At 75.1% G+C, this 17,984-nt stretch carries 19 protein-coding genes; 4 read left to right on the top strand and 15 right to left on the bottom strand.

Annotated features, from left to right (window positions below; all coding sequences use genetic code 11):
• Nucleotides 1–191: 191 nt before the first annotated feature.
• Genes cobA through GKE82_RS15580 form a run of 10 tightly spaced genes read right to left on the bottom strand, consistent with a single transcriptional unit; the run spans nt 192 to nt 8,109 of the window.
• Nucleotides 192–1,736 carry a uroporphyrinogen-III C-methyltransferase gene (cobA, locus tag GKE82_RS30860; RefSeq protein WP_309233628.1) on the bottom strand — a complete coding sequence of 515 codons (1,545 nt, stop codon included), beginning with the start codon at nt 1,734–1,736 and terminating at the stop codon, nt 192–194.
• Complete coding sequence (gene hemC / locus GKE82_RS15545) at nt 1,733–2,641, bottom strand: hydroxymethylbilane synthase (RefSeq protein WP_309233629.1); 909 nt, start codon at nt 2,639–2,641, stop codon at nt 1,733–1,735. The genes cobA and hemC overlap by 4 nt, the downstream gene beginning before the upstream one ends.
• Nucleotides 2,638–4,008: a glutamyl-tRNA reductase gene (gene hemA / locus GKE82_RS15550; RefSeq protein WP_309233630.1), complete on the bottom strand. Its 1,371-nt coding sequence runs from the start codon at nt 4,006–4,008 to the stop codon at nt 2,638–2,640. The genes hemC and hemA overlap by 4 nt, the downstream gene beginning before the upstream one ends.
• Nucleotides 4,005–4,202 carry a hypothetical protein gene (locus GKE82_RS28675; RefSeq protein WP_107567854.1) on the bottom strand — a complete coding sequence of 66 codons (198 nt, stop codon included), beginning with the start codon at nt 4,200–4,202 and terminating at the stop codon, nt 4,005–4,007. The genes hemA and GKE82_RS28675 overlap by 4 nt, the downstream gene beginning before the upstream one ends.
• On the bottom strand, nt 4,199–4,942 hold the full coding sequence (gene ccsA / locus GKE82_RS15555) for a cytochrome c biogenesis protein CcsA (protein WP_154733909.1): 744 nt from the start codon (nt 4,940–4,942) through the stop codon (nt 4,199–4,201). The genes GKE82_RS28675 and ccsA overlap by 4 nt, the downstream gene beginning before the upstream one ends.
• Nucleotides 4,943–4,956: 14 nt before the next feature.
• A complete protein-coding gene (locus GKE82_RS15560) occupies nt 4,957–5,664 on the bottom strand; it encodes a heme exporter protein CcmB (protein ID WP_154733910.1) in 708 nt (235 codons plus the stop codon).
• A complete protein-coding gene (locus tag GKE82_RS15565) occupies nt 5,661–6,344 on the bottom strand; it encodes an ABC transporter ATP-binding protein (protein WP_199223866.1) in 684 nt (227 codons plus the stop codon). The genes GKE82_RS15560 and GKE82_RS15565 overlap by 4 nt, the downstream gene beginning before the upstream one ends.
• On the bottom strand, nt 6,334–6,834 hold the full coding sequence (locus GKE82_RS15570; RefSeq protein WP_154733911.1) for a MogA/MoaB family molybdenum cofactor biosynthesis protein: 501 nt from the start codon (nt 6,832–6,834) through the stop codon (nt 6,334–6,336). The genes GKE82_RS15565 and GKE82_RS15570 overlap by 11 nt, the downstream gene beginning before the upstream one ends.
• Nucleotides 6,835–6,886: 52 nt before the next feature.
• A complete protein-coding gene (gene moaC / locus GKE82_RS15575) occupies nt 6,887–7,321 on the bottom strand; it encodes a cyclic pyranopterin monophosphate synthase MoaC (protein ID WP_154735196.1) in 435 nt (144 codons plus the stop codon).
• Nucleotides 7,322–7,362: 41 nt separating this feature from the next.
• A complete protein-coding gene (locus GKE82_RS15580; protein ID WP_154733912.1) occupies nt 7,363–8,109 on the bottom strand; it encodes a bifunctional precorrin-2 dehydrogenase/sirohydrochlorin ferrochelatase in 747 nt (248 codons plus the stop codon).
• 35 nt (nt 8,110–8,144) lie between these two features.
• On the opposite strand from GKE82_RS15580, the gene GKE82_RS15585 reads away from it, so the two are divergent.
• Complete coding sequence (locus tag GKE82_RS15585; RefSeq protein WP_154733913.1) at nt 8,145–8,972, top strand: oxygenase MpaB family protein; 828 nt, start codon at nt 8,145–8,147, stop codon at nt 8,970–8,972.
• A 54-nt stretch (nt 8,973–9,026) separates the two neighbouring features.
• Nucleotides 9,027–10,421: a hypothetical protein gene (locus tag GKE82_RS15590; protein ID WP_154733914.1), complete on the top strand. Its 1,395-nt coding sequence runs from the start codon at nt 9,027–9,029 to the stop codon at nt 10,419–10,421.
• Nucleotides 10,422–10,436: 15 nt separating this feature from the next.
• Here the strand turns inward: GKE82_RS15590 and GKE82_RS15595 are convergent, their stop codons facing one another.
• The 4 genes from GKE82_RS15595 to chrA form a co-directional block, all read right to left on the bottom strand.
• Nucleotides 10,437–12,041 (bottom strand): aldehyde dehydrogenase, encoded by a 1,605-nt coding sequence (locus GKE82_RS15595; protein ID WP_154733915.1) that lies wholly within the window; start codon nt 12,039–12,041, stop codon nt 10,437–10,439.
• Between the two features lie 44 nt (nt 12,042–12,085).
• The gene (locus GKE82_RS15600) at nt 12,086–12,424 is read right to left on the bottom strand and encodes a hypothetical protein (protein WP_107567874.1); all 339 of its coding nucleotides are present in this window, start codon (nt 12,422–12,424) and stop codon (nt 12,086–12,088) included.
• Nucleotides 12,425–12,507: 83 nt separating this feature from the next.
• On the bottom strand, nt 12,508–13,800 hold the full coding sequence (locus GKE82_RS15605) for a replication-associated recombination protein A (RefSeq protein WP_309233631.1): 1,293 nt from the start codon (nt 13,798–13,800) through the stop codon (nt 12,508–12,510).
• 38 nt (nt 13,801–13,838) lie between these two features.
• Nucleotides 13,839–14,996, bottom strand: coding sequence for a chromate efflux transporter (gene chrA, locus GKE82_RS15610; RefSeq protein ID WP_154733916.1), 1,158 nt, complete (start codon nt 14,994–14,996; stop codon nt 13,839–13,841).
• Between the two features lie 88 nt (nt 14,997–15,084).
• Here chrA and GKE82_RS15615 point away from each other — a divergent pair, with 88 nt between their 5' ends.
• Both GKE82_RS15615 and GKE82_RS15620 read left to right on the top strand, forming a co-directional pair.
• Nucleotides 15,085–16,419 carry a M20/M25/M40 family metallo-hydrolase gene (locus GKE82_RS15615; RefSeq protein ID WP_154733917.1) on the top strand — a complete coding sequence of 445 codons (1,335 nt, stop codon included), beginning with the start codon at nt 15,085–15,087 and terminating at the stop codon, nt 16,417–16,419.
• Nucleotides 16,416–17,222 carry a DUF1385 domain-containing protein gene (locus GKE82_RS15620; protein WP_107567879.1) on the top strand — a complete coding sequence of 269 codons (807 nt, stop codon included), beginning with the start codon at nt 16,416–16,418 and terminating at the stop codon, nt 17,220–17,222. The genes GKE82_RS15615 and GKE82_RS15620 overlap by 4 nt, the downstream gene beginning before the upstream one ends.
• Here the strand turns inward: GKE82_RS15620 and GKE82_RS15625 are convergent.
• On the bottom strand, nt 17,219–17,980 hold the full coding sequence (locus GKE82_RS15625; protein WP_154733918.1) for an anti-sigma factor domain-containing protein: 762 nt from the start codon (nt 17,978–17,980) through the stop codon (nt 17,219–17,221). The genes GKE82_RS15620 and GKE82_RS15625 overlap by 4 nt on opposite strands.
• Nucleotides 17,981–17,984 lie beyond the last annotated feature (4 nt).

The following is a 17,984-nucleotide window of genomic DNA, read 5'->3' on the forward strand; positions in this document are numbered from 1 at the left end:
CCCGCAAGCAGCGGGAGCGGCCGCGCCCCGAGGGTCCAGTCCCGAGACGCGGCCGCTGAAATCCCGCAAATGACGCACGCGCGGAGGTTCCAAGACCGCAGTGCGATGCACATGGTCAGGGGTCAGCGGTCCCCGACCATCCGTTGCAACACGGTTCTTACCCCACAGTTGGCCGATCTCACCCAGATTTCTCAAGCTGGCGCGTCGGCGTCATGTTTCGGGGGATCTGCGACACCCTGCGGTGGAACGGCAACGGCGCCTGCATCCGCGACGAGCGCCGCGATCAGCCCGTCCGGATCGTGCTGCGTCGCCTCGACGTGCGGCGTCAGCCCGTGCGCCCGCAGCGCCTCCGACGTGACCGGGCCGATCGACGCCAGCCGCGCGCTGCAGCCCGCCACGAGCGCGGCATCCCCGACCGCCTCGACGAAGAACCGCACGCTGCTCGCGCTCGTGAAGGTGATGTAGTCGGCGTCCAGCGCGGCCGTCCGCGCAGCGTCGTCCAGCGGCTCGGCGACCGTGCGGTACAGCGGCAGGATCTCGACCTCCGCCCCGCGCTCGCGCAGCGCGTCCGGCAGGACGTCTCGCGCCTCCTCCGCCCGCGCGATCAGCGCGCGCGTGACCGGCACCTCGCGCAACGCCTCCACGAGCGACTCGGCGATCGACCGCGGCGGCACGACGTCCGCCTCGATCCCGCCGGCGCGCAGCGCCCGCGCGGTCCCCGGTCCGATCGCCGCGATCCGCGGGCCCGCCAGGGCGCGCGCGTCCCGCACGCTCTCCAGCAGCCGCGCCGCGCCGTTGGGACTCGTCACGCAGACGAGGTCGAAGTCCTGCAGCGCCGGCACCGTCACCGGCAGCGGCTCGATCCGGATCGCGGGCGCCTCGACCGCCGTCGCGCCCAGCGCCCGCAGCCGGCCCGCCAACGCGCTGGCCTGCGCGCGGGCGCGCGTCACGGCGATCGTGCGGCCCGCCAGCGGTCGCGCCTGCTCGAGCCACGCGAGCTCGTCCCCGAGCGCCGCGACGTCCCCGATCACCGTGATGGCCGGGGCGCGCATGCCCTCCTCCACCGCCCGCTGCGGCAGCGTCCCGAGCGTCGCGACGAGCGACCGCTGGTCGCCGAAGGTGCCGCGCATGACGATCGCGGCGGGCTGCTCGGCGGGCCGGCCGCCCGCGATCAGCTGCTCGCTGATGCGCGGCAGCTGCTTGACGCCCATGTAGAAGACGAGCGTGCCCGGGAACGCCGCCAGCGCCGGCCAGTCCACCTGCGTCTCCGGCTTGGCCGGGTCCTCGTGCCCGGTCACGAACGCCACCGCCGGCGCCAGACGCCGCTGCGTGACCGGGATGCCCGCGTAGGCGGGCGCCGCCACGCCGGAGGTCACCGCCGGCACCACCTCGAACGGCACGCCGGCCGCCCGGCACGCCTGGGCCTCCTCGCCGCCGCGCCCGAAGACGAACGGGTCGCCGCCCTTCAGCCGCACGACCGACCGGCCGTCCAGCGCGTGCTGCACCACCAGCGCGGTGGTGTGCTCCTGGGGCACCTGCTTGCCGCCGCCGATCTTGCCGACGTCGACGAGCTCCGCGTCCGGACGGCAGCCGTCCAGGGCGTCCGCCGGGATGAGCTTGTCGAAGAGGACGACGTCCGCGCTCTCCAGCAGCTCCAGGGCCCGCACGGTCATCAGGCCGCGGTCGCCGGGACCGGCGCCGACGAGATAGGCGGTGCCGGGGACGGCGGCGCTCACGACAGGACCTCCGGGGTCTGGTCCAGCAGGGCACGGGCCCCGGCGGCGAGCAGGCGCTCACCCAGCCGGCGGCCCAGGTCGACGGGCAGCTCGCCGGGCCCCGCCTGCAGCGCGTCGGTGACCACCGCGCTGCCGTCGGGGGCGCCGACCCAGCCGTGCAGCTCCAGGCGGTCCTCGTCGCCACGCACCGCCCGGGCGCCGACCGCGCTGTGGCAGTCCGCCCCGAGGGTCCGGACGGCCTCGCGCTCGGCGGCGAGCGTGTCGTGCGCGTCGCGGTCGCTCAGCGCGTCGAGGGCGGCGCGGGTGGTCGTGTCGTCGGCCCGGCACTCCAGGGCCAGGCTGCCCTGGCCCGCGGCGGGCACGAACGTCCGGGCGGGCAGCGGCGTGCCGACCGCGTCGAGGTCGTGACCGAGCCGTCGCAGGCCGGCCGCGGCGAGCACGATCGCCGCGAGGTCCCCGCGCTCCAGCAGGGCCAGGCGCGTCCCGACGTTGCCGCGGATCTCCACGATCTCGAGGTCCGGGCGCGCCGCACGCAGCAGCGCGGCGCGGCGCAGGCTGCTCGTGCCGACCCGCGCGCCCGGCGGCAGCTCCTCGACCGTCCCCGCCACGACGCCGCGCGCCGTGCAGAGGACGTCCCGTGGATCCTCGCGGGCCGGGACGCCCGCGATCACGAGACCGTCGGGCAGCGTCGTGGGGACGTCCTTGGCGGAGTGCACGCACGCGTCGACGCGCCCGTCCAGCAGCGCGAGCTCGAGCTCCTTGACCCACTTCTCCTTGTCCGGCGCCGCCCGGTCGCGGTCCCCGGTCGTCGTCACCTCGACGAGCTCGACGTCACCGCCCAGCAGCGACGCGACGTGGTGCGCCTGCGCGAGCGCGAGCGGGCTCGCGCGGGTGCCGATCCTCACGTCGCCGCGGAGCCGTCGCCCGCGCGCCGGCGCAGCGGACGGACCTCGGCGTCGGTCGACCGGGCGGCCTGGTCACGACCCCCGTGGGCGCCGCTCTCCAGGCCGAACAGCTCACGGACGATCTCCAGGCGACCGTGCCCGGGCGTCTCGACGTCGGCGTCCGCCAGCGCCTTGATGCGCAGCGTCGGCTCGTGCAGCACCCGCTGGACGATCGCGCGGGCCATCGCGTCGACCCGCGCGAGGTCGCGCGGCGAGGCGGTCTCCCAGCGGCCCGCGTTCTCCGCCAGCACCTGCTCGGCGACGATGCTCGCCTGCTCGCGCAGCGCGGCGATCGTCGGCAGCACGTCGAGCTGGCCCATCCAGCTCGCGAAGCGGCGGATCTCCTGCTCGACGATCTCGATCGCGTCGTCGCGCTCGCCCTCGCGTCCCTGCAGGTTGCCGGCGACGACCCGCTGGAGGTCGTCGATGTCCAGCAGCGTCACGCCCGGCAGGTCCGCGCAGGCGGCCTCGATGTCGCGCGGGACGGCGATGTCGATGAGGACGAGCGGCCGGCCGTCACGCGCGGCCATCACGAGCTCGAGCTCGTCGACGCCGACGATCGGGTGCGGCGAGGAGGTCGAGGAGACGACGACGTCCGCCGACTCCATCTGCGCGGGCAGGTCGTGCAGCGGCACGACGCTGCCGCCGATCCGCTCGGCCAGCGCGCGCGCCCGGTCGGCGCGACGGTTCGCGACGAACATCGCGGAGACCCCGTGCTCGGCGAACGCCCGGGCGGTGAGCTCGCTCGTCTCGCCCGCGCCGATGATGACGACGTCGCGCGACGCGAGCTCGCCGACGACCTCCTGCGCGAGGTCGACCGCGACGCTCGACACGCTCGTGCGCGCCACGCCGATCTCGGTCTCGGTGCGCACGCGCTTGCCGGTCTGCAGCGCCGCGGTGAAGAGGCGGTTGGTCAGCGGACCGGTGGTGCCGGCGGCGAGCGCGGTCTCGTAGGCGCGCTTGACCTGGCCCTGCACCTCGTGCTCGCCGACGATCATCGACTCGAGGCCGCTGGTCACGCGGAACAGGTGGCGGGCCGCGTCGCAGTTGCGCGGGGCGTAGACGACGCTCGACAGCTCGGTCGGTCGCATGCCGCTGCGCCGCGCGATCTGCGAGAGCAGCGCCACCTCGGCGGCGACCGCGTCGCTGACCACGAGGTAGAACTCGGTGCGGTTGCACGTGGAGATCGCGACGGCCTCGGCGACGTCGCCGCCCTCGACGAGCTCCTGCACGAACCGCTCGGCCGCGCCGTCGGTCAGCGCGAGCCGCTCGCGCAGCGCGACCGGGGCCGTCTTGTACGAGACCCCGAGAGCGAGCAGCTCGCTCACGAGCCGACCTCGGAGGGCTCGCGCGCGGCGAGCTCCTCCTTCTGGCGGTCGACGATCTCGTGCAGCTCGACGAGCTCGCGCTCCATCCGGCTGATCCGCAGCGCCATGATCCCGATGTAGATCAGCAGCAGGAGCAGCAGGACGAGGTACGCGGCGACGACGTAGCCGCCCTTGTCGGGGAGCGTCTCGGTCACGACGCGGCCTCCGGGGCATCGAAGTGGCGCGGAGCGGCGGAGCGCCCGTAGGCCACCTCGTCGTCCCCGAGCTTGCGCTTGAGCGCGCGCAGCCGGAAGCGCGTGTTCTTGGCGGTCAGCTCGAACCGCCACAGGAAGACGTAGAGCGTCCCGATCGCGAGGATCCCCGCGAGGAACGCGACGTTCATCTCCGGCGTCAGGCCGCTGCCCGACGTCGTCAGCACCCGCGGATGGATGTACGCGTCCGCGAGCCGCACCGCGAGGAAGTTCACCGGCACGAAGGCGCCCGCGGTGATCGCGAACACCGACGCGTACCGCGCCTGACGCTCCGGGTCCTCGATCGAGAACCGCATCGGCTGGTAAGTGCAGAACAGCAGGAAGACGATCAGGAAGCTCACGAGCGTCGCCTCGCGCCACTCCCACCAGACGCCCCAGGCGGCGTTCGCCCAGATCATCCCGGTGATCAGCGCGCCGGTCCCGAAGATCAGCGACAGGTGGATCGCCGTGTAGCTCTTCAGGTCGTACCGGGGGTCGCGCGTGCGCAGGTGCTTGATCGCCATGACGCCGCCGAAGATGAAGCCGAGCAGGGTCACGATCGCCAGCGGGACGTGGACGTAGATGATCTTCTGCGAGATCCCCTCGGCCGCGGCCATCGGCGCGTACCAGCCGGCCAGCGCGAACGCCCCGATCAGGGCGACGAGGGTGGCGATCGACAGAGGGCGGAGTCGGGTGCCGTACATGGTTGGCGGGACCTCTAGTCGTCGAGCAGGAAGTCGAACACGGCGTAGGCGAGGAGCCCGAAGATCAGATCATAGAGCGCGAGGACCGCAGGCCACCGGCCCGCAACCGCCATCGCGCCCTCCTGGGCCAGGAGCGGCGCGATGCCGTTCGCCAGGCAGATGATCACCGGCACGAGCAGCGGCAGGGCGATCAGCGGCAGGATCAGGTCGCGCGCCCGCGTCTGGATCGACAGGGCGCCGACGAGCGCGCCGATGATCGCGATCCCCAGGTCGGCGAGCGCCAGCATCCCGACCAGCCGCAGCCACTCGCCGGCGTCCGGGGTCGGACCCAGCAGCAGCACGGCGAACGCCGGGAGCATCACGATCTCGAGCACGACGAGGAACGCGAGGAAGCTCAGGACCTTCGCGACGAACAGCGACGTGCGGTCGACCGGGGCGAGCAGCAGGGCGTCAAAGCCGCCCTCCTCCTTGTCGGAGACGAACAGGCGGTTGGCGCCGAGCATCGCGGCGAACAGCAGCGTCACGCTCAGCACGCCCGCCGCCAGCGACCCCTCGACCGTGCGCTGGTCCAGGCCGAAGTGGAAGATCACGAACGTCGTGATGCTGAAGAGGCCCATGGCCGGCACGACCTGCGGGACCTTGCGCTCGAGCAGCAGCTCCTTGCGCAGCAGCGCGGCGACCGCCGCGCGGCTCGGGGTGGTGCGGCCCGTCGTCGCGCTCACCGGTACAGCTCCCCGATCTCGTCGACGGACACCTCGGCGGCCGGCCGCAGCAGGACCTGCTTGCCGCGGCGCAGGCCGAGCGCCAGGTCGCCGTCCGCCAGTCCGCCCGCCGGGTCGTGGCTCGTGACGATCCGCGTGCGACCCGACGCGCGGCCGATCAGCGGCTCGACGAGCTCGATCGCCGCCGGGTCGAGGTTCGACAGCGGCTCGTCGAGCAGCAGGATCTCCGGGTCGTGCAGCACCGCCCGGCAGACCGCCGCGCGCTGCACCATGCCTCGCGAGTAGGTGTGCACCGGGTCGTTCGCGCGCACCCGCAGCTTCACCGCCTCCAGCAGCTCCTCGATGCGGTCGTCGCCGACCCCGTGCAGGCGCGCGTGGAACCGCAGGTTCTCGCGCGCGCTCAGGTCCCGGTAGAGCAGCGGCTCGTGGGTCAGCAGGCCGACGCGCGAGCGGACCGCCCACGCCCGGTCGGGCAGCGCCTCGCCGAGCAGCTCGACCACGCCGCGGTGCGGGCGCAGCAGGGTGGCGAGGACCCGCAGCAGCGTCGACTTGCCCGCGCCGTTGGGACCGAACACCACGAGCGAGGCGCCCGCCGGGACCGCGAGCGTCAGGTCGTCGAGCACCACGCGCTCGCCGAACCGGCGGACGAGCCCGCGCAGGACGACGGCGTCAGTCGGCATCGTGGTGGCCGCCGGCGCGACGGCCGCCCTGCCGCTGCGCCGTGGCGACGGCATGGCGCAGGACGGGGGCGATCACGGGGAACAGCTCGTCCAGCGCCTTCGGGCTGCCCGGCAGGTTCACGACGAGCGTCCCGCCGACGAGCCCGCTGACCCCGCGCGACAGCATCCCCATCGGCGTGTGGCGCAGCGACTCCGCGCGCAGCGCCTCGGCGATCCCGGGGACCTCGCGGTCGAGCGCCGCGCGGGTCGCCTCCGGGGTGACGTCGTCGGGCGTCAGCCCCGTCCCTCCGGTGGTCAGGACGAGCGCGAACCCCTCGTCGGCGTAGTGGTGCAGCCGGTCCTCGATCAGCGCGGCGTCGTCCGGGAGGACCTCCATGGCCGCCACGTCGGCGCCCGCCTGCTCGGCGAGGTGCGCCAGGTGCGGGCCGCCGACGTCCTCGCCGCGGGCGGCGGCGACGGACGTGGAGACGGTGATCACGGCGGTCCGCATGCGTGACGGAGCGTAGAGCGGGCGGGGCGGGCGGGGTCGTGCGGAGGACCGGTCACGAGCGCACCCAGTGGCCGCTGCGCCCGCCGGACTTCTCCAGCAGCACGACCTCGGTGATCTCGACGCCCTTGTCGAGTCCCTTGACCATGTCGTACACCGTGAGCGCCGCGACGCTGACCGCGGTCATCGCCTCCATCTCGACACCGGTGCGCGCGGTGACCGACGCGGTGCCGGTGAGCACGATCGTGCCGGCGGCGGCGTCGATGACCCCGTCGACCTCGACGTGGTCGAGCCCGATCGGATGGCACAGCGGGATCAGCTCGCCGGTGCGCTTGGCGGCCTGGATGCCCGCGATCCGCGCGACGCCGAGCACGTCGCCCTTCGGCGCGTCCCCGGCCGCGACGCGCGCAGCCGTCTGTGCGCCCATCCGCACCGTGGCGCGGGCGACCGCCGTGCGCGCGGTCACCGGCTTGGCGCCGACGTCCACCATGCGGGCGGTGCCGTCGGCGTCGAGATGCGTCAGCTCGCCGCTCACGCGGCCTGTGGCGCGTGCGCGCGCTGCGCGTCCGCGATCAGCGCGTGCACGCCGGCGCTGTCCCCGGCGCGCAGCAGCGCGATCGGGTCCGGGTCCCCGTTGACGATCGACTCGAAGAACGCCTTGCGGTCCTGGTAGGTGGGCAGCGTGCCCTTCGCCCAGCCGCGCACGTCGTTGAGCATGATCGCCAGCGTCTCGTACTCGGTGCCGAACAGCTCGGCGATCTCGCGCTTCATCCGCTTCGCCAGCGCGGGCGACGCGCCCGCCGTGGAGATGGCGATCGCCAGCGGACCCATCCGCACCAGCGCAGGGAGGATGAAGTTGCACAGCGGCGGGACGTCGACGATGTTCACGAGCATCGCGCGGCGCTCCGCGTCGTCGTAGATGCGGATGTTCACGTCGGTGTCGTCGGTGCACGCGATGACCATGAAGATGCCCTCGAGGTCCTCCGGCCCGGCGTACTCGCGCTGCTCCCAGCGGATCGAGCCCTCGCGGGCCAGCTCCTCCAGCTCGGGGCCCGCGTCGGGGGCGATGACCGTGACGTCGCCGTCGCAGGCCAGCAGGCCCTCGGTCTTCTCCAGCCCCATGGCGCCACCCCCGATCACGAGGCAGCGGCGGCCCTTCAGCTTCAGGCACGCGATGTAGAAGGGCGTCTGCAGCATGTCCTTCACGCAGGTCTGGTCACAGATCCCGCGCTTGAACTGGCAGACGCACTCCTTCCCGGCATAGGCGGCAGCAGGCATGGTCGATCAAAGGTACTCCCACGTATGCCTCAGAGATGACTCGTCCTGCCTCCAAGGAGCGGTACTTCGACGACGACGCGATGATCCGGCGCGTCCACCGCGAGCAGACCGTCGCGCTGTGCGGCGGCCGGTCGCTGCTGCTGATGGCCGCCCATCCGGTCGCGTTCGAGGGCTTCTTCATGTCGACCGGCTCGCTCGACGAGCCGTACGAGCGCCTGCGGCGCGCCGGGCTGGTGCTCGACACCATCGCGTGGGGTCCGCGCCCGCGCGCCGACGCGATGCTCAAGCGCGTCCGCGCCATGCACCGCGCGGCGTCCGGCGAGATCCCGCGCGCCGCCGGTCCGTTCCCCGCCGGAACGCCCTACCGGGCCGACGATCCCGAGCTGCTGTTCTGGATCCTCGCGTCGCTCGTCGACTCCGCCCTGCTCGTCTACGAGCGCTGCGTGCGCTCGCTCGACGACGCCGAGCGCGAGGCGTACTGGCAGGACTACCGCGTGATCGGCAAGTGCTTCGGCATCCCGTACAAGGCGATGCCGCGCACGATCGACGACTTCGACGACTACATGGCGCGGATGCTCGCCTCCGACGAGCTGCACGTGACGCCGCAGGCGCGCGAGCTCGGCATCCAGATCGTGCTCAACCCGCCCGTGCCGCTGGCGCTGCGTCCGGTCGTCGAGCTCGCCAACCAGGTGACCGTCGGCTGGCTCCCGCCGCGCATCCGCAAGATGTACGGCCTGCGCTGGGATCCCGCCCGGGCGGTCGCGCTGCGCGGCGGCGCCGAGTACGCGAAGCGGGTCGTCGTGCCGCTGCTGCCCGACCGGCTGCGGCTCGTGCCGAGCGCCCGGCAGGCCGCCGCAGCCTGACCTACGTCGAATGACCCTGGCGGCTCTCGGTCGCCATCTCTAGAACTTGCTCGGATGGATGTGCGGGGGCACTGGATGCTCGGGGTCGTGGTCGGTCTGCTGCTCGGCGCAGCACCGGCGCAGGCCCGCGACTACGACGGGGGCAAGGCGTTCTTCACGACGCCGATCGCCGGGGACGCGGCGACGGACCCGCGCAGCGGCGACTGGGTCGCCGGGATGCGCAACGCCAGCCGCTACCCGTACGTGAACGGGCCGACGAACCTGTTCGCCCCGCCCGTCTACGACGTCACCTCCAGCACGCCCGAGCGAATCGTGCGCTGCCGCTTCTGCGGCGCCTACACCGGCACGGGGGAGACGAAGTACGAGGACCGGGTGACGGTCCCGATCCCCGACGGCGCGATCCCGGACCCCAGCGAGGACGGGCACATCGCGTTCGTCGACCGCGCGCGCGGCCTCGAGTGGAACCTCATCAACGCCCACGACAACGGCGACGGCACCTGGCGCGCCGGCGGGGCAGGTCAGTTCTCGCTCGCGGGCGACGGGCACCAGAACGTCGCGCTCGGCGGCGGCAGCGCCACCGGCTCGCACCTGCCGCTCAGCCAGGCGATCTCCACCGACGAGGTCCAGGCCGCGATCGCCGACGGCAGCTACCTGATCCCGCACGCGCTGCAGTTCGGGGCGCCCAACATCGACGGGCGCTGCTGGGTCTACCCGGCCCTCGGCAGCGACGGCAACGTCCGCGGCGGCCTGCCGGAGGGCGCGCGGATCCAGCTCGACCCCCTGCTCGACGTCAGCACGCTGCCGCCCGGTCCCCGGGTCCTGGCGCGCACCCTCCAGGTCTACGGGGCGTACCTGCGCGACCTCTCCGGCGCGTTCGCCTTCTACCTGCGCCCGCAGCGCGGCAGCGCACCCGCCTGGTCGACGCTCGGCATCGACGGCGACGCGCTCCAGACGATCCCGACCGAGCGGTTCCGGGTGCTGACCGTGAACTACGCCACGATCGGGACCGACCAGCCCAAGGTCCAGCGGCCCGACCGCTCCTGCGGGCCCGGCGCCGACCAGGTCGCGCCGCAGCAGCAGCGCGGCTCGTCCACGGTGCAGGGCGCGGGCACCACCACCGGCAGCGGGGGTTCCACCACGCGGCCCGGCGCAGCGGACCGGGCGCGGGGCGCCCGGCCGCTCGCGCCCCGCAACCTGTTCGTCCGGGTCCGGGACGTGCGCGGCATACGGCGCGTGCAGTTCGTCTGGTACGCCCGGCAGTCGCAGTCCGAGGTCCCCCGCTACCGGCTCTACGTCGACGGCAAGCTGCGCGCGACCGTGTCGCGGACGTACACCGGGTACCTGCGGATCCCGCCCGGCCGCCACGTCGCGACCGTCGCCGGCGTCTCGCGGACCGGGGTCGTCGGCGTGCGGCGCGCACCCGGAGTGCGCTTCACCGTCCCGGGCTGACGGCCCGCTGCCCGCTCAGCGGTTGCGCAGCGTGCGCGCGACCCGCAGCGCCACGCGACCGGCGGGCAGCGCGCCCTGGCGCAGCGCGCGATCGCGATCGGGCTCGCGGCGCGAGCGGGCCTCGGCGATCGCCCGCGCCGCGCGCGCGACCTGCTCGTCGTAGGGGAACCAGAAGAACGGCCGGCCACGCGGCGGGTCCCAGGTGACGACCTTCGGCTCGGCGCAGGTGCGCAGCGCGATCGCGCCGCGCGCGCGGCCGATGCCCGACCCCTGCACCCCACCCCACGGGATCTGCGGGGCGCTGCGGGCGACGAGATGGTCGTTCATCCAGACCATGCCGACGCGCAGCTGCCGCGCGATCCGCTGGCCCTTGTACTTGTCGGCGGTCCAGACCGAGGCGCCGAGGCCGAGGTCGCAGTCGTTGGCGCCCGCGATCGCCTCCTCCTCGCTGTCGACGACGGTGATCGACAGCACCGGTCCGGGGACCTCCTCGCGCCACATCCGCATCTGCGGCGTCACGCCCGTGAGGACCGCGGGCGCGACGAACGCGCCGCTGAGGCCCTCGACGGCGGCGCTGCCGCCGGTGTGGAGCGTCGCGCCGGAGCCGACCGCGTCGTCGAGCAGCTCCCGCACGCGGGCGGCGCGCTCCCCGCCGACGAGCGGGCCGATCTGGGTGGCGTGGTCGCGCGGGTCGCCGACCCGCAGCGCGGCGGTCGCCTCGAGCACGCCGCGCAGGAACCGGTCGGCGACCTCGCGCAGGACGAACACCCGCTCGATGCTGCCCCCGGACTGCCCGGCGTTCGCGAACGCGCCCCAGACCGCGCCGTGCGCCGCCCGGTCGACGTTCGCGTCCGCGCAGACGATGGCCGCGTCCTTGCCGCCGAGCTCGAGCACGCTGCGCTTCAGGCCGCGCGCGCACGCCTCGTTGACGTCGCGACCCGCGAGCAACGAGCCGGTGAAGCGGATCTGCGCGACGGGCGCGTCGACGAGCGCGCCCCCGACGTCGGCGTGACCGTGCGCGATCCGCAGCAGTCCCTCCGGCAGACCGGCACGGGCGAACACGCGCGCGATCCGCTCGCCCGCCAGGCACGCGTGCGGGGACGGCTTCAGCACGACGCCGTTGCCCGCCATCAGGGCGACGGCGACGTCGCCCAGCGGGGTGGCGAACGGCTCGGTCGCCGGGCCGATCACGCCCACGACGCCCAGCGGCTCGTAGGACCAGCGGGCCCGCGTGAGCGGGCGCAGCACGCGCGACACGTGCGCCTTCTCGCCGGCGAGGATCTTCGGGCCCGCCTCGGCGAGCCACTGCAGCGTCTCGACCGCCGGGAGGATCTCCATCAGCTCGACCTCGGCACGCGGACGGCCCTGCTCCCGGCACAGCAGCTCGGCGATCTCCGCGGTTTCGTCGATGACCGCCTGGGCGGCGCGCTCCATGTAGCGGGCGCGGTCGCGGATGCGCAGCTGCGCCCAGAGCCGCTGGACCGCGGCGGCCCCGCGGACGACCTCGGCGACGTTCCGCGGCCGCGTCGTGGTCACGGACCCGAGGACCTCACCGGTCGCGGGGCTGTGCGCCTCCAGGACGGTCGCGGCGTCGGGGGCGGCGGTGCTGGCGTCGGCCATGGCGCGATTCTGGCAGCCCGGCCGCGCGGCGCGCGGGCCTCGCGTCAGGCCGCGGCGCTGGCGCGCTGCGCGAGCGCGTCGAGGAGCAGTGCGCGCACACCGGGGGCGAGCGTCTCGTCGGCCAGCAGCAGGTCCGGGGCGGCCTGTCCGCGGTCGGCGCCCGCCCAGCCGGCGAGCAGCTGGTCGCTGCCGTCCCAGACGATCGCGCAGACGACGGTGCGGGCCCGCGGATCGAACCGCAGCTCGCGGGCGAGGTCGAGCTCGTCGTGCGCGAGCCCCAGCCGGCCGAGCAGGTCGCCCAGCCGCGGACGGTCCGCCGCGTGCGGGAGACGCAGGCGTACGCGGGTGCCGTCGGGAAGGGATGTGGTGGCGTCGAGCCGCACTGCAGGATCTTCTCGTCAGAACGGATGAATCCCGTGTGCAGACCGTGAAGATCCTGGACGTGTGACCCACCTCACACGGCCGGTCAGGGCAGTCCGCGGGCGCGCCGGAGGTCCTCCACGCGCTGGCGGTGGCGCGGTTCCATGTCGTCCGGCTCGTAGAACCGCAGCCCCCGGATCGCCTCCGGGCGCACGTCCTGCGGGGTGAGGTGACCGGGCCGGTCGTGCGGGTAGTCGTAGCCGGGCTCGCGGCGGCTCGCCGACCGCAGGTAGGCGGGGGGCGGCGCCGCGCCGTGCTCGCGCACGTGGGCGCGGGCGGCGTGCAGGGCGGCCCCGACCGCGTGCGACTTCGGGCTCAGCGCGAGGTGCACGGCGGCCTGCGCGAGCGGGTAGTGCGCCTCGGGCATGCCGACGAGGTGCGCGGCCTGCATCGCGGCGACCGCCACCGGCAGCGCGGTCGGATCGGCGAGGCCGATGTCCTCGCTGGCGAGGATGACCATGCGCCGCGCGATGAACCGCGGGTCCTCGCCGGCCTCGAGCATCACCGCGAGGTAGTAGAGCGACGCGTCCGGATCCGAGGCCCGCGTGGCCTTGATCCAGGCGCTGATCGTGTCGTAGTGCTGGTCGCCCGCCTTGTCGAACCGGATCGCGCGGCGCTGCAGCGCGTCCTCGGCGTGCGCCAGCGAGACGCTCGGCGCGCCGGCGCTGGCCGCGGTCACCGCGGCGAGCTCGAGGGCGCCGAGGGCGGTCCGCGCGTCGCCGCCGCAGCGGTCGGCCAGGAACGCGAGCGCGCCGTCGTCGGCGGGCAGCGGGACCTCCCCGCGCTCGACCGCCCGGTCGAGCAGCACGCGCACGCCGTCGGCGGTGAGCGCCTGCAGCTCGTACAGGCGGGTCCGCGAGAGCAGCGCCGCGTTGACCTCGAAGCTCGGGTTCTCGGTCGTGGCGCCGATGAGCGTGACGAGCCCGTCCTCGACCGCCGGCAGCAGCGCGTCCTGCTGGCCCTTGTTGAACCGGTGGATCTCGTCGAGGAAGAAGACCGTCGGCTGCCCGCCGCGGCGCCGCTCGGTCGCGCGCGCCATCACCGCCCGGACCTCGGCCCGGCCCGCCTCGACGGCGCTGAGCTCCTCGAACGCGGCGCTGGCCGCGCGCGCGACGATCCGCGCGAGCGTCGTCTTGCCCGTGCCCGGCGGACCGTAGAGGAGCATCGAGTGCGGGCGCCCGGTCTCGATCGCGGTGCGCAGCGCGCTGCCGGGGGCGAGCAGGTGGTCCTGCCCGACGACGTCGGCGATCGTGCGCGGGCGCAGGCGCGCGGCGAGCGGCGCGTCGCGGGACGGCGGCGGCTCCTGGGGTGTCGGTTCGGGTGCGAACAGCTGGTCCACGGGGCCGATGGTGGCGCGCCGCCCGGACGCCTCGCGCCTCAGAGCGCCGGCAGCGGCCCGCCCGCGAGCCCCAGCACGGCACCGACGGCCGCGGCGCCGAGCAGCACCCGGACCACGCCCTGGCGCAGGACGAGCAGCCCGATCGCGGCCGCCGCGGCGACCGCCCACTGCCACGGCTCCTCGAGCGCCCCGGCGAGCGGCACCCCGGCCCCGAGGATCGCCCCGATCGCCGCCGGTCCCGCGCCGTCGAGGAACGCCCGCGCCGACGCGTTGCCGCGCAGCCGCTCGAAGCGGGCGCCGCCGAGCGCCACCGCGAGGAACGACGGCGCGAACGCGACCGCCGCGGCGAAGAGCGCCCCGCCGACGCCGGCCGCCGCGTAGCCGACGCCCGCCACGGTCTGCACCACCGGGCCGGGCGTCAGCTGTCCGATCGCCACCGCGTTGAGGAACTCGGCATCGGTCATCCAGCCGTACGCGTCGACCGCGTCCGCCTGCATCAGCGGCACGATCACGAACCCGCCCCCGTAGGAGAGCGCCCCGACCTTGAGCGCCGTCCACGCGAGCGCCGGCAGCGCGCCCGCCCCGGTCGTCACCGCCAGCGCGGCGAGGCCCGGCAGGGCGACCGACGCAGCACCGCCGCCCGCCAGGCCGCGCCGCCACGTCAGCTCCACGAGCCCGCAGCCCAGCAGCACGAGCACGACCCACGGACCGACCACCACGGTCGCCACCGCGGCCACGGCCACGTAGGCGATCCCGCGCGCGAGCGCCGCGCCGCGCAGCCCCGCGACCGAGCCGCGCGCGAGGCCCCACGCCGCGTCCAGCACGACGGCGACGACCGCCGCGCCCGCCGCCGCCGACACGCCGCGGACCCACCCGGGCGGCGCGTCCTGCAGCGACACCGCGATCAGCCCGATCAGCAGCAGCAGCCCCGGGACGATGAACGCCAGGCCGCCGACGACCGCGCCGCGCAGCCCGGCGACGCGGTGCGCGCAGAAGATCGCCAGCTGCGTGGAGGCGGGCCCGGGCAGCAGGCCGCACGCGGCGTTCGCGTCGGTGAACGTCTCGTCGTCGATCCAGCGCCTGCGCTCCACGCACAGCTCGCGCAGCAGCGCGACGTGCGCCGGGGGTCCGCCGAAGCCGATGCAGCCCAGCCGTCCCCACTCGCGCAGGACGGTCGAGAGCGGCACCTCCGGCATCCCGGGATCGTCCCAGAGGCGGCGCCCGCGACGTGACGGGCGTGTGAACGGTCGGGACGCCCGGTCGGCGGGGGTAGCATCGACAGCGATGCCCGACGCCCAGACCTCCTCCGCCGCCGAGCAGCTGCAGCAGGAGGCGACCACGCTGCTCCAGACGCTGATCCGGTTCAACACGGTGAACCCGCCGGGCGCCGAGCGCGCGGCACAGGAGCACACCGCCCGGCTCCTGCAGGACGCCGGCTTCGAGGTCACGCTCGTCGGGCGCCTGGAGGACCGGCCGAACCTCGTCGCCACCCTGCGCGGCGCCCAGGACGGCCCGACGCTCTGCCTGCTCTCCCACATGGACACCGTGCTCGCCAACCCGGCCGAGTGGCAGCGCGACCCGTGGTCCGGGGACGTCGACGAGGACGGCATGCTCTGGGGTCGCGGCGCCCTGGACATGAAGTCCCAGACCGCGGCCGAGGTGACCGCCGCGGTCGCGCTCGCCCGGTCCGGCTGGCGGCCCGCCCGCGGCACGCTGAAGGTCGTCGTCGTGGTCGACGAGGAGGTCGGCGGCGCCGAGGGCGCCGTGTGGATCTGCGAGCACCACCCCGAGCTCGTGTACGCCGACGAGCTGCTCAACGAGGGCGCCGGACCGGTCATCCCCTACGACGGCACCCGGCACCTCGGCGTCTGCGTGGCCGAGAAGGGCGTCTTCCGCTTCGACCTCATCACCGACGGCGTCGCCGGGCACGCGTCGATCCCGCGGATCGGCGACAACGCGCTGCTGAAGGTCGCGCCGCTGCTCGCGCGGATGGCCGAGGCCCAGCCCGCGTTCGACCTCACCGAGGGGCCGCGCGCGATGCTCGCCGGGCTCGGCCTGCCGGTCGACGGGGACGACCCGACCGCCTCGCTGGAGGCGCTGCGGGCCACGGACCCGGTGCTGGCGATGCTCGTCGAGCCGATGCTCGGCGTGACGCTCGCCCCGACCAAGGCGCGCGCCAGCGAGAAGATCAACGTGATCCCGAGCCGCGCGGAGATCCGCGTCGACTGCCGGGTCCCCCCGGGGCTCGGCGCCGAGCAGACCCTCCGGCGCGTCCACGAGCTGCTCGGCGGCGAGGGCTACCGCCTGGAGTTCACCGAGCAGGTGCCGGGCAACTCCTCCCCCGTCGACACGCCGCTGATGGACGCGATCCGGGCCTGGGTCGAGCGCGAGGACCCCGGCACCCGCGTCATCCCGACGATCCTCCCCGGGTTCACCGACTCGCGCACCTGGCGCTCGACGTTCCCCGACTGCGTCGCCTACGGGTTCTTCCCGCACCGCCACATGACCCTGTTCGAGACCGCGCCGCTGATCCACTCCAAGGACGAGCGGATCGACGTGCGCGACCTCGGGTACGCCACGCGCTGCTACGCCGACATCGTCCGGGAGCGCCTCGGATGAGCGCGACCCCGGAGAAGCTCCGCCTCGGCGGGATGGCGCTCGGCAACGGGCTGCTCGTGCACGGGCCGACCGCGTGGTCGGCGGCGATCCGCCGCGCCGACGGGACGATCGGCGTCGCGTCCGGGCGCAAGCCGCGCCTGCGCGGCCGCGTCGAGGACGTCCCGGGCGCGCGCGGCGTCGTCAAGCTCGGCGAGGCGATGCTCGTCATCCCGCTCGTCAAGCGCGCGCTGCCCGACGCCAAGCTCCCGTTCCAGAGCGCGTCGACCGTCGCCGCGATGGGGGCCACCGCGCTCGCCGGCCAGCTCGTGCGCAAGCGCCTGCCGGGCACGGGCGGGGAGGCCGCGGTCGCGGTCCTGTCGCTCGCCCCGTCGCTGCTGGCCCTGCGCAGCGGCGACCTCGCCGCCTACCACGGCGTCGAGCACAAGGCGATCGCCGCCTACGAGCAGGGCGACGGCGCGGACGCCGCCGAGGCGGCCAAGGAGCACGACCGCTGCGGCAGCCACCTGATGGCGCCGCTGCTGACCGCGAACGTCGCGGGCGGCGCGCTGCTGCGCCGGCTCGTGGAACGACCCACCCCGGCGCACGGGGCGGCGCTCTCGCTCGCCTCGCTCGGGGTCGCCGTCGAGGTGTTCGTGTGGAGCGAGAAGCACGCCGACTCCGCGGTCACCCGCGCGCTGCGCCGGCCCGGGCACGAGCTGCAGCGCGTCCTCGGCACCCGCGAGCCGACCGCCGAGCAGCTCGAGGTCGGCGCCGCCGCCCTCCAGGAGATCCTCCGCGCCGAGGGCGCGGAGACCACCGCCTAGTTCGTGCGGACGAGGTCCGGGCCGGACGGCGACGGGTTGCCGTCGCCCGGCTCCCGCGTGATCGCGACGCCCGGGTAGACCGCCGGGTCGACGGCGGCGTGGAACGTCACGTCCGACGCCCCGGCCGCGTCGGGGTGGAACGTCCCGGCGGAGATCCGCTGCGGCGCTCCCGGCCGGTCGTCCGGCCCGACGAACCACAGCTCGTAGTAGACGCCCTTCGGCAGCGCCGGGAGCGTCGAGGAGCGCAGCGTCACGACCCGGCCGGTCTCGCCGCGCCGCACGACGAGGTCCGCGGAGAGCGGGCCGCCCGCGGCAGGACGCAGCTGGGCGCGCAGCTCGACCGGGAGGGGCGGCGTCGCGTCGTCCCCGCCGCGGCCGAGCAGGACCGCGGCCAGCGCCACGGCCGCGCAGGCCGCCGCGGCCGCGAGTCCGGCGCGCCGCCGGCGGCGGGCGGCAGGCGCGGGCGCCGTCGTGGCCGCGCGGCGCGCCGCGAGCTCGTCGACGGGCGTGACCGGGTCGGCGGTCGGGGACGGGGCGCCCGCCTGCGGGGTGGCGGCGACCGCGGCGAGCACGCGGGCCTCGAGATCGGCGGGCAGCGCCGAGGGCACCGTGCCCTCGAGCATCCGCGCCACCTCCTGCAGCTCCTGCGCCTCCACGCGCAGGCACGGCGACGCCGCCAGGCGCCGCTCGACCGCGGTCGCGCGCGGCCCGTCCAGGCGCCCGAGGACGTGCGCCGCCAGATCGGGCGTGCGGGGCAACCGG

Origin of the sequence: Conexibacter sp. W3-3-2, from assembly GCF_009707605.1 — a bacterium.
Classification (GTDB): Bacteria; Actinomycetota; Thermoleophilia; order Solirubrobacterales; family Solirubrobacteraceae; genus Paraconexibacter; species Paraconexibacter algicola.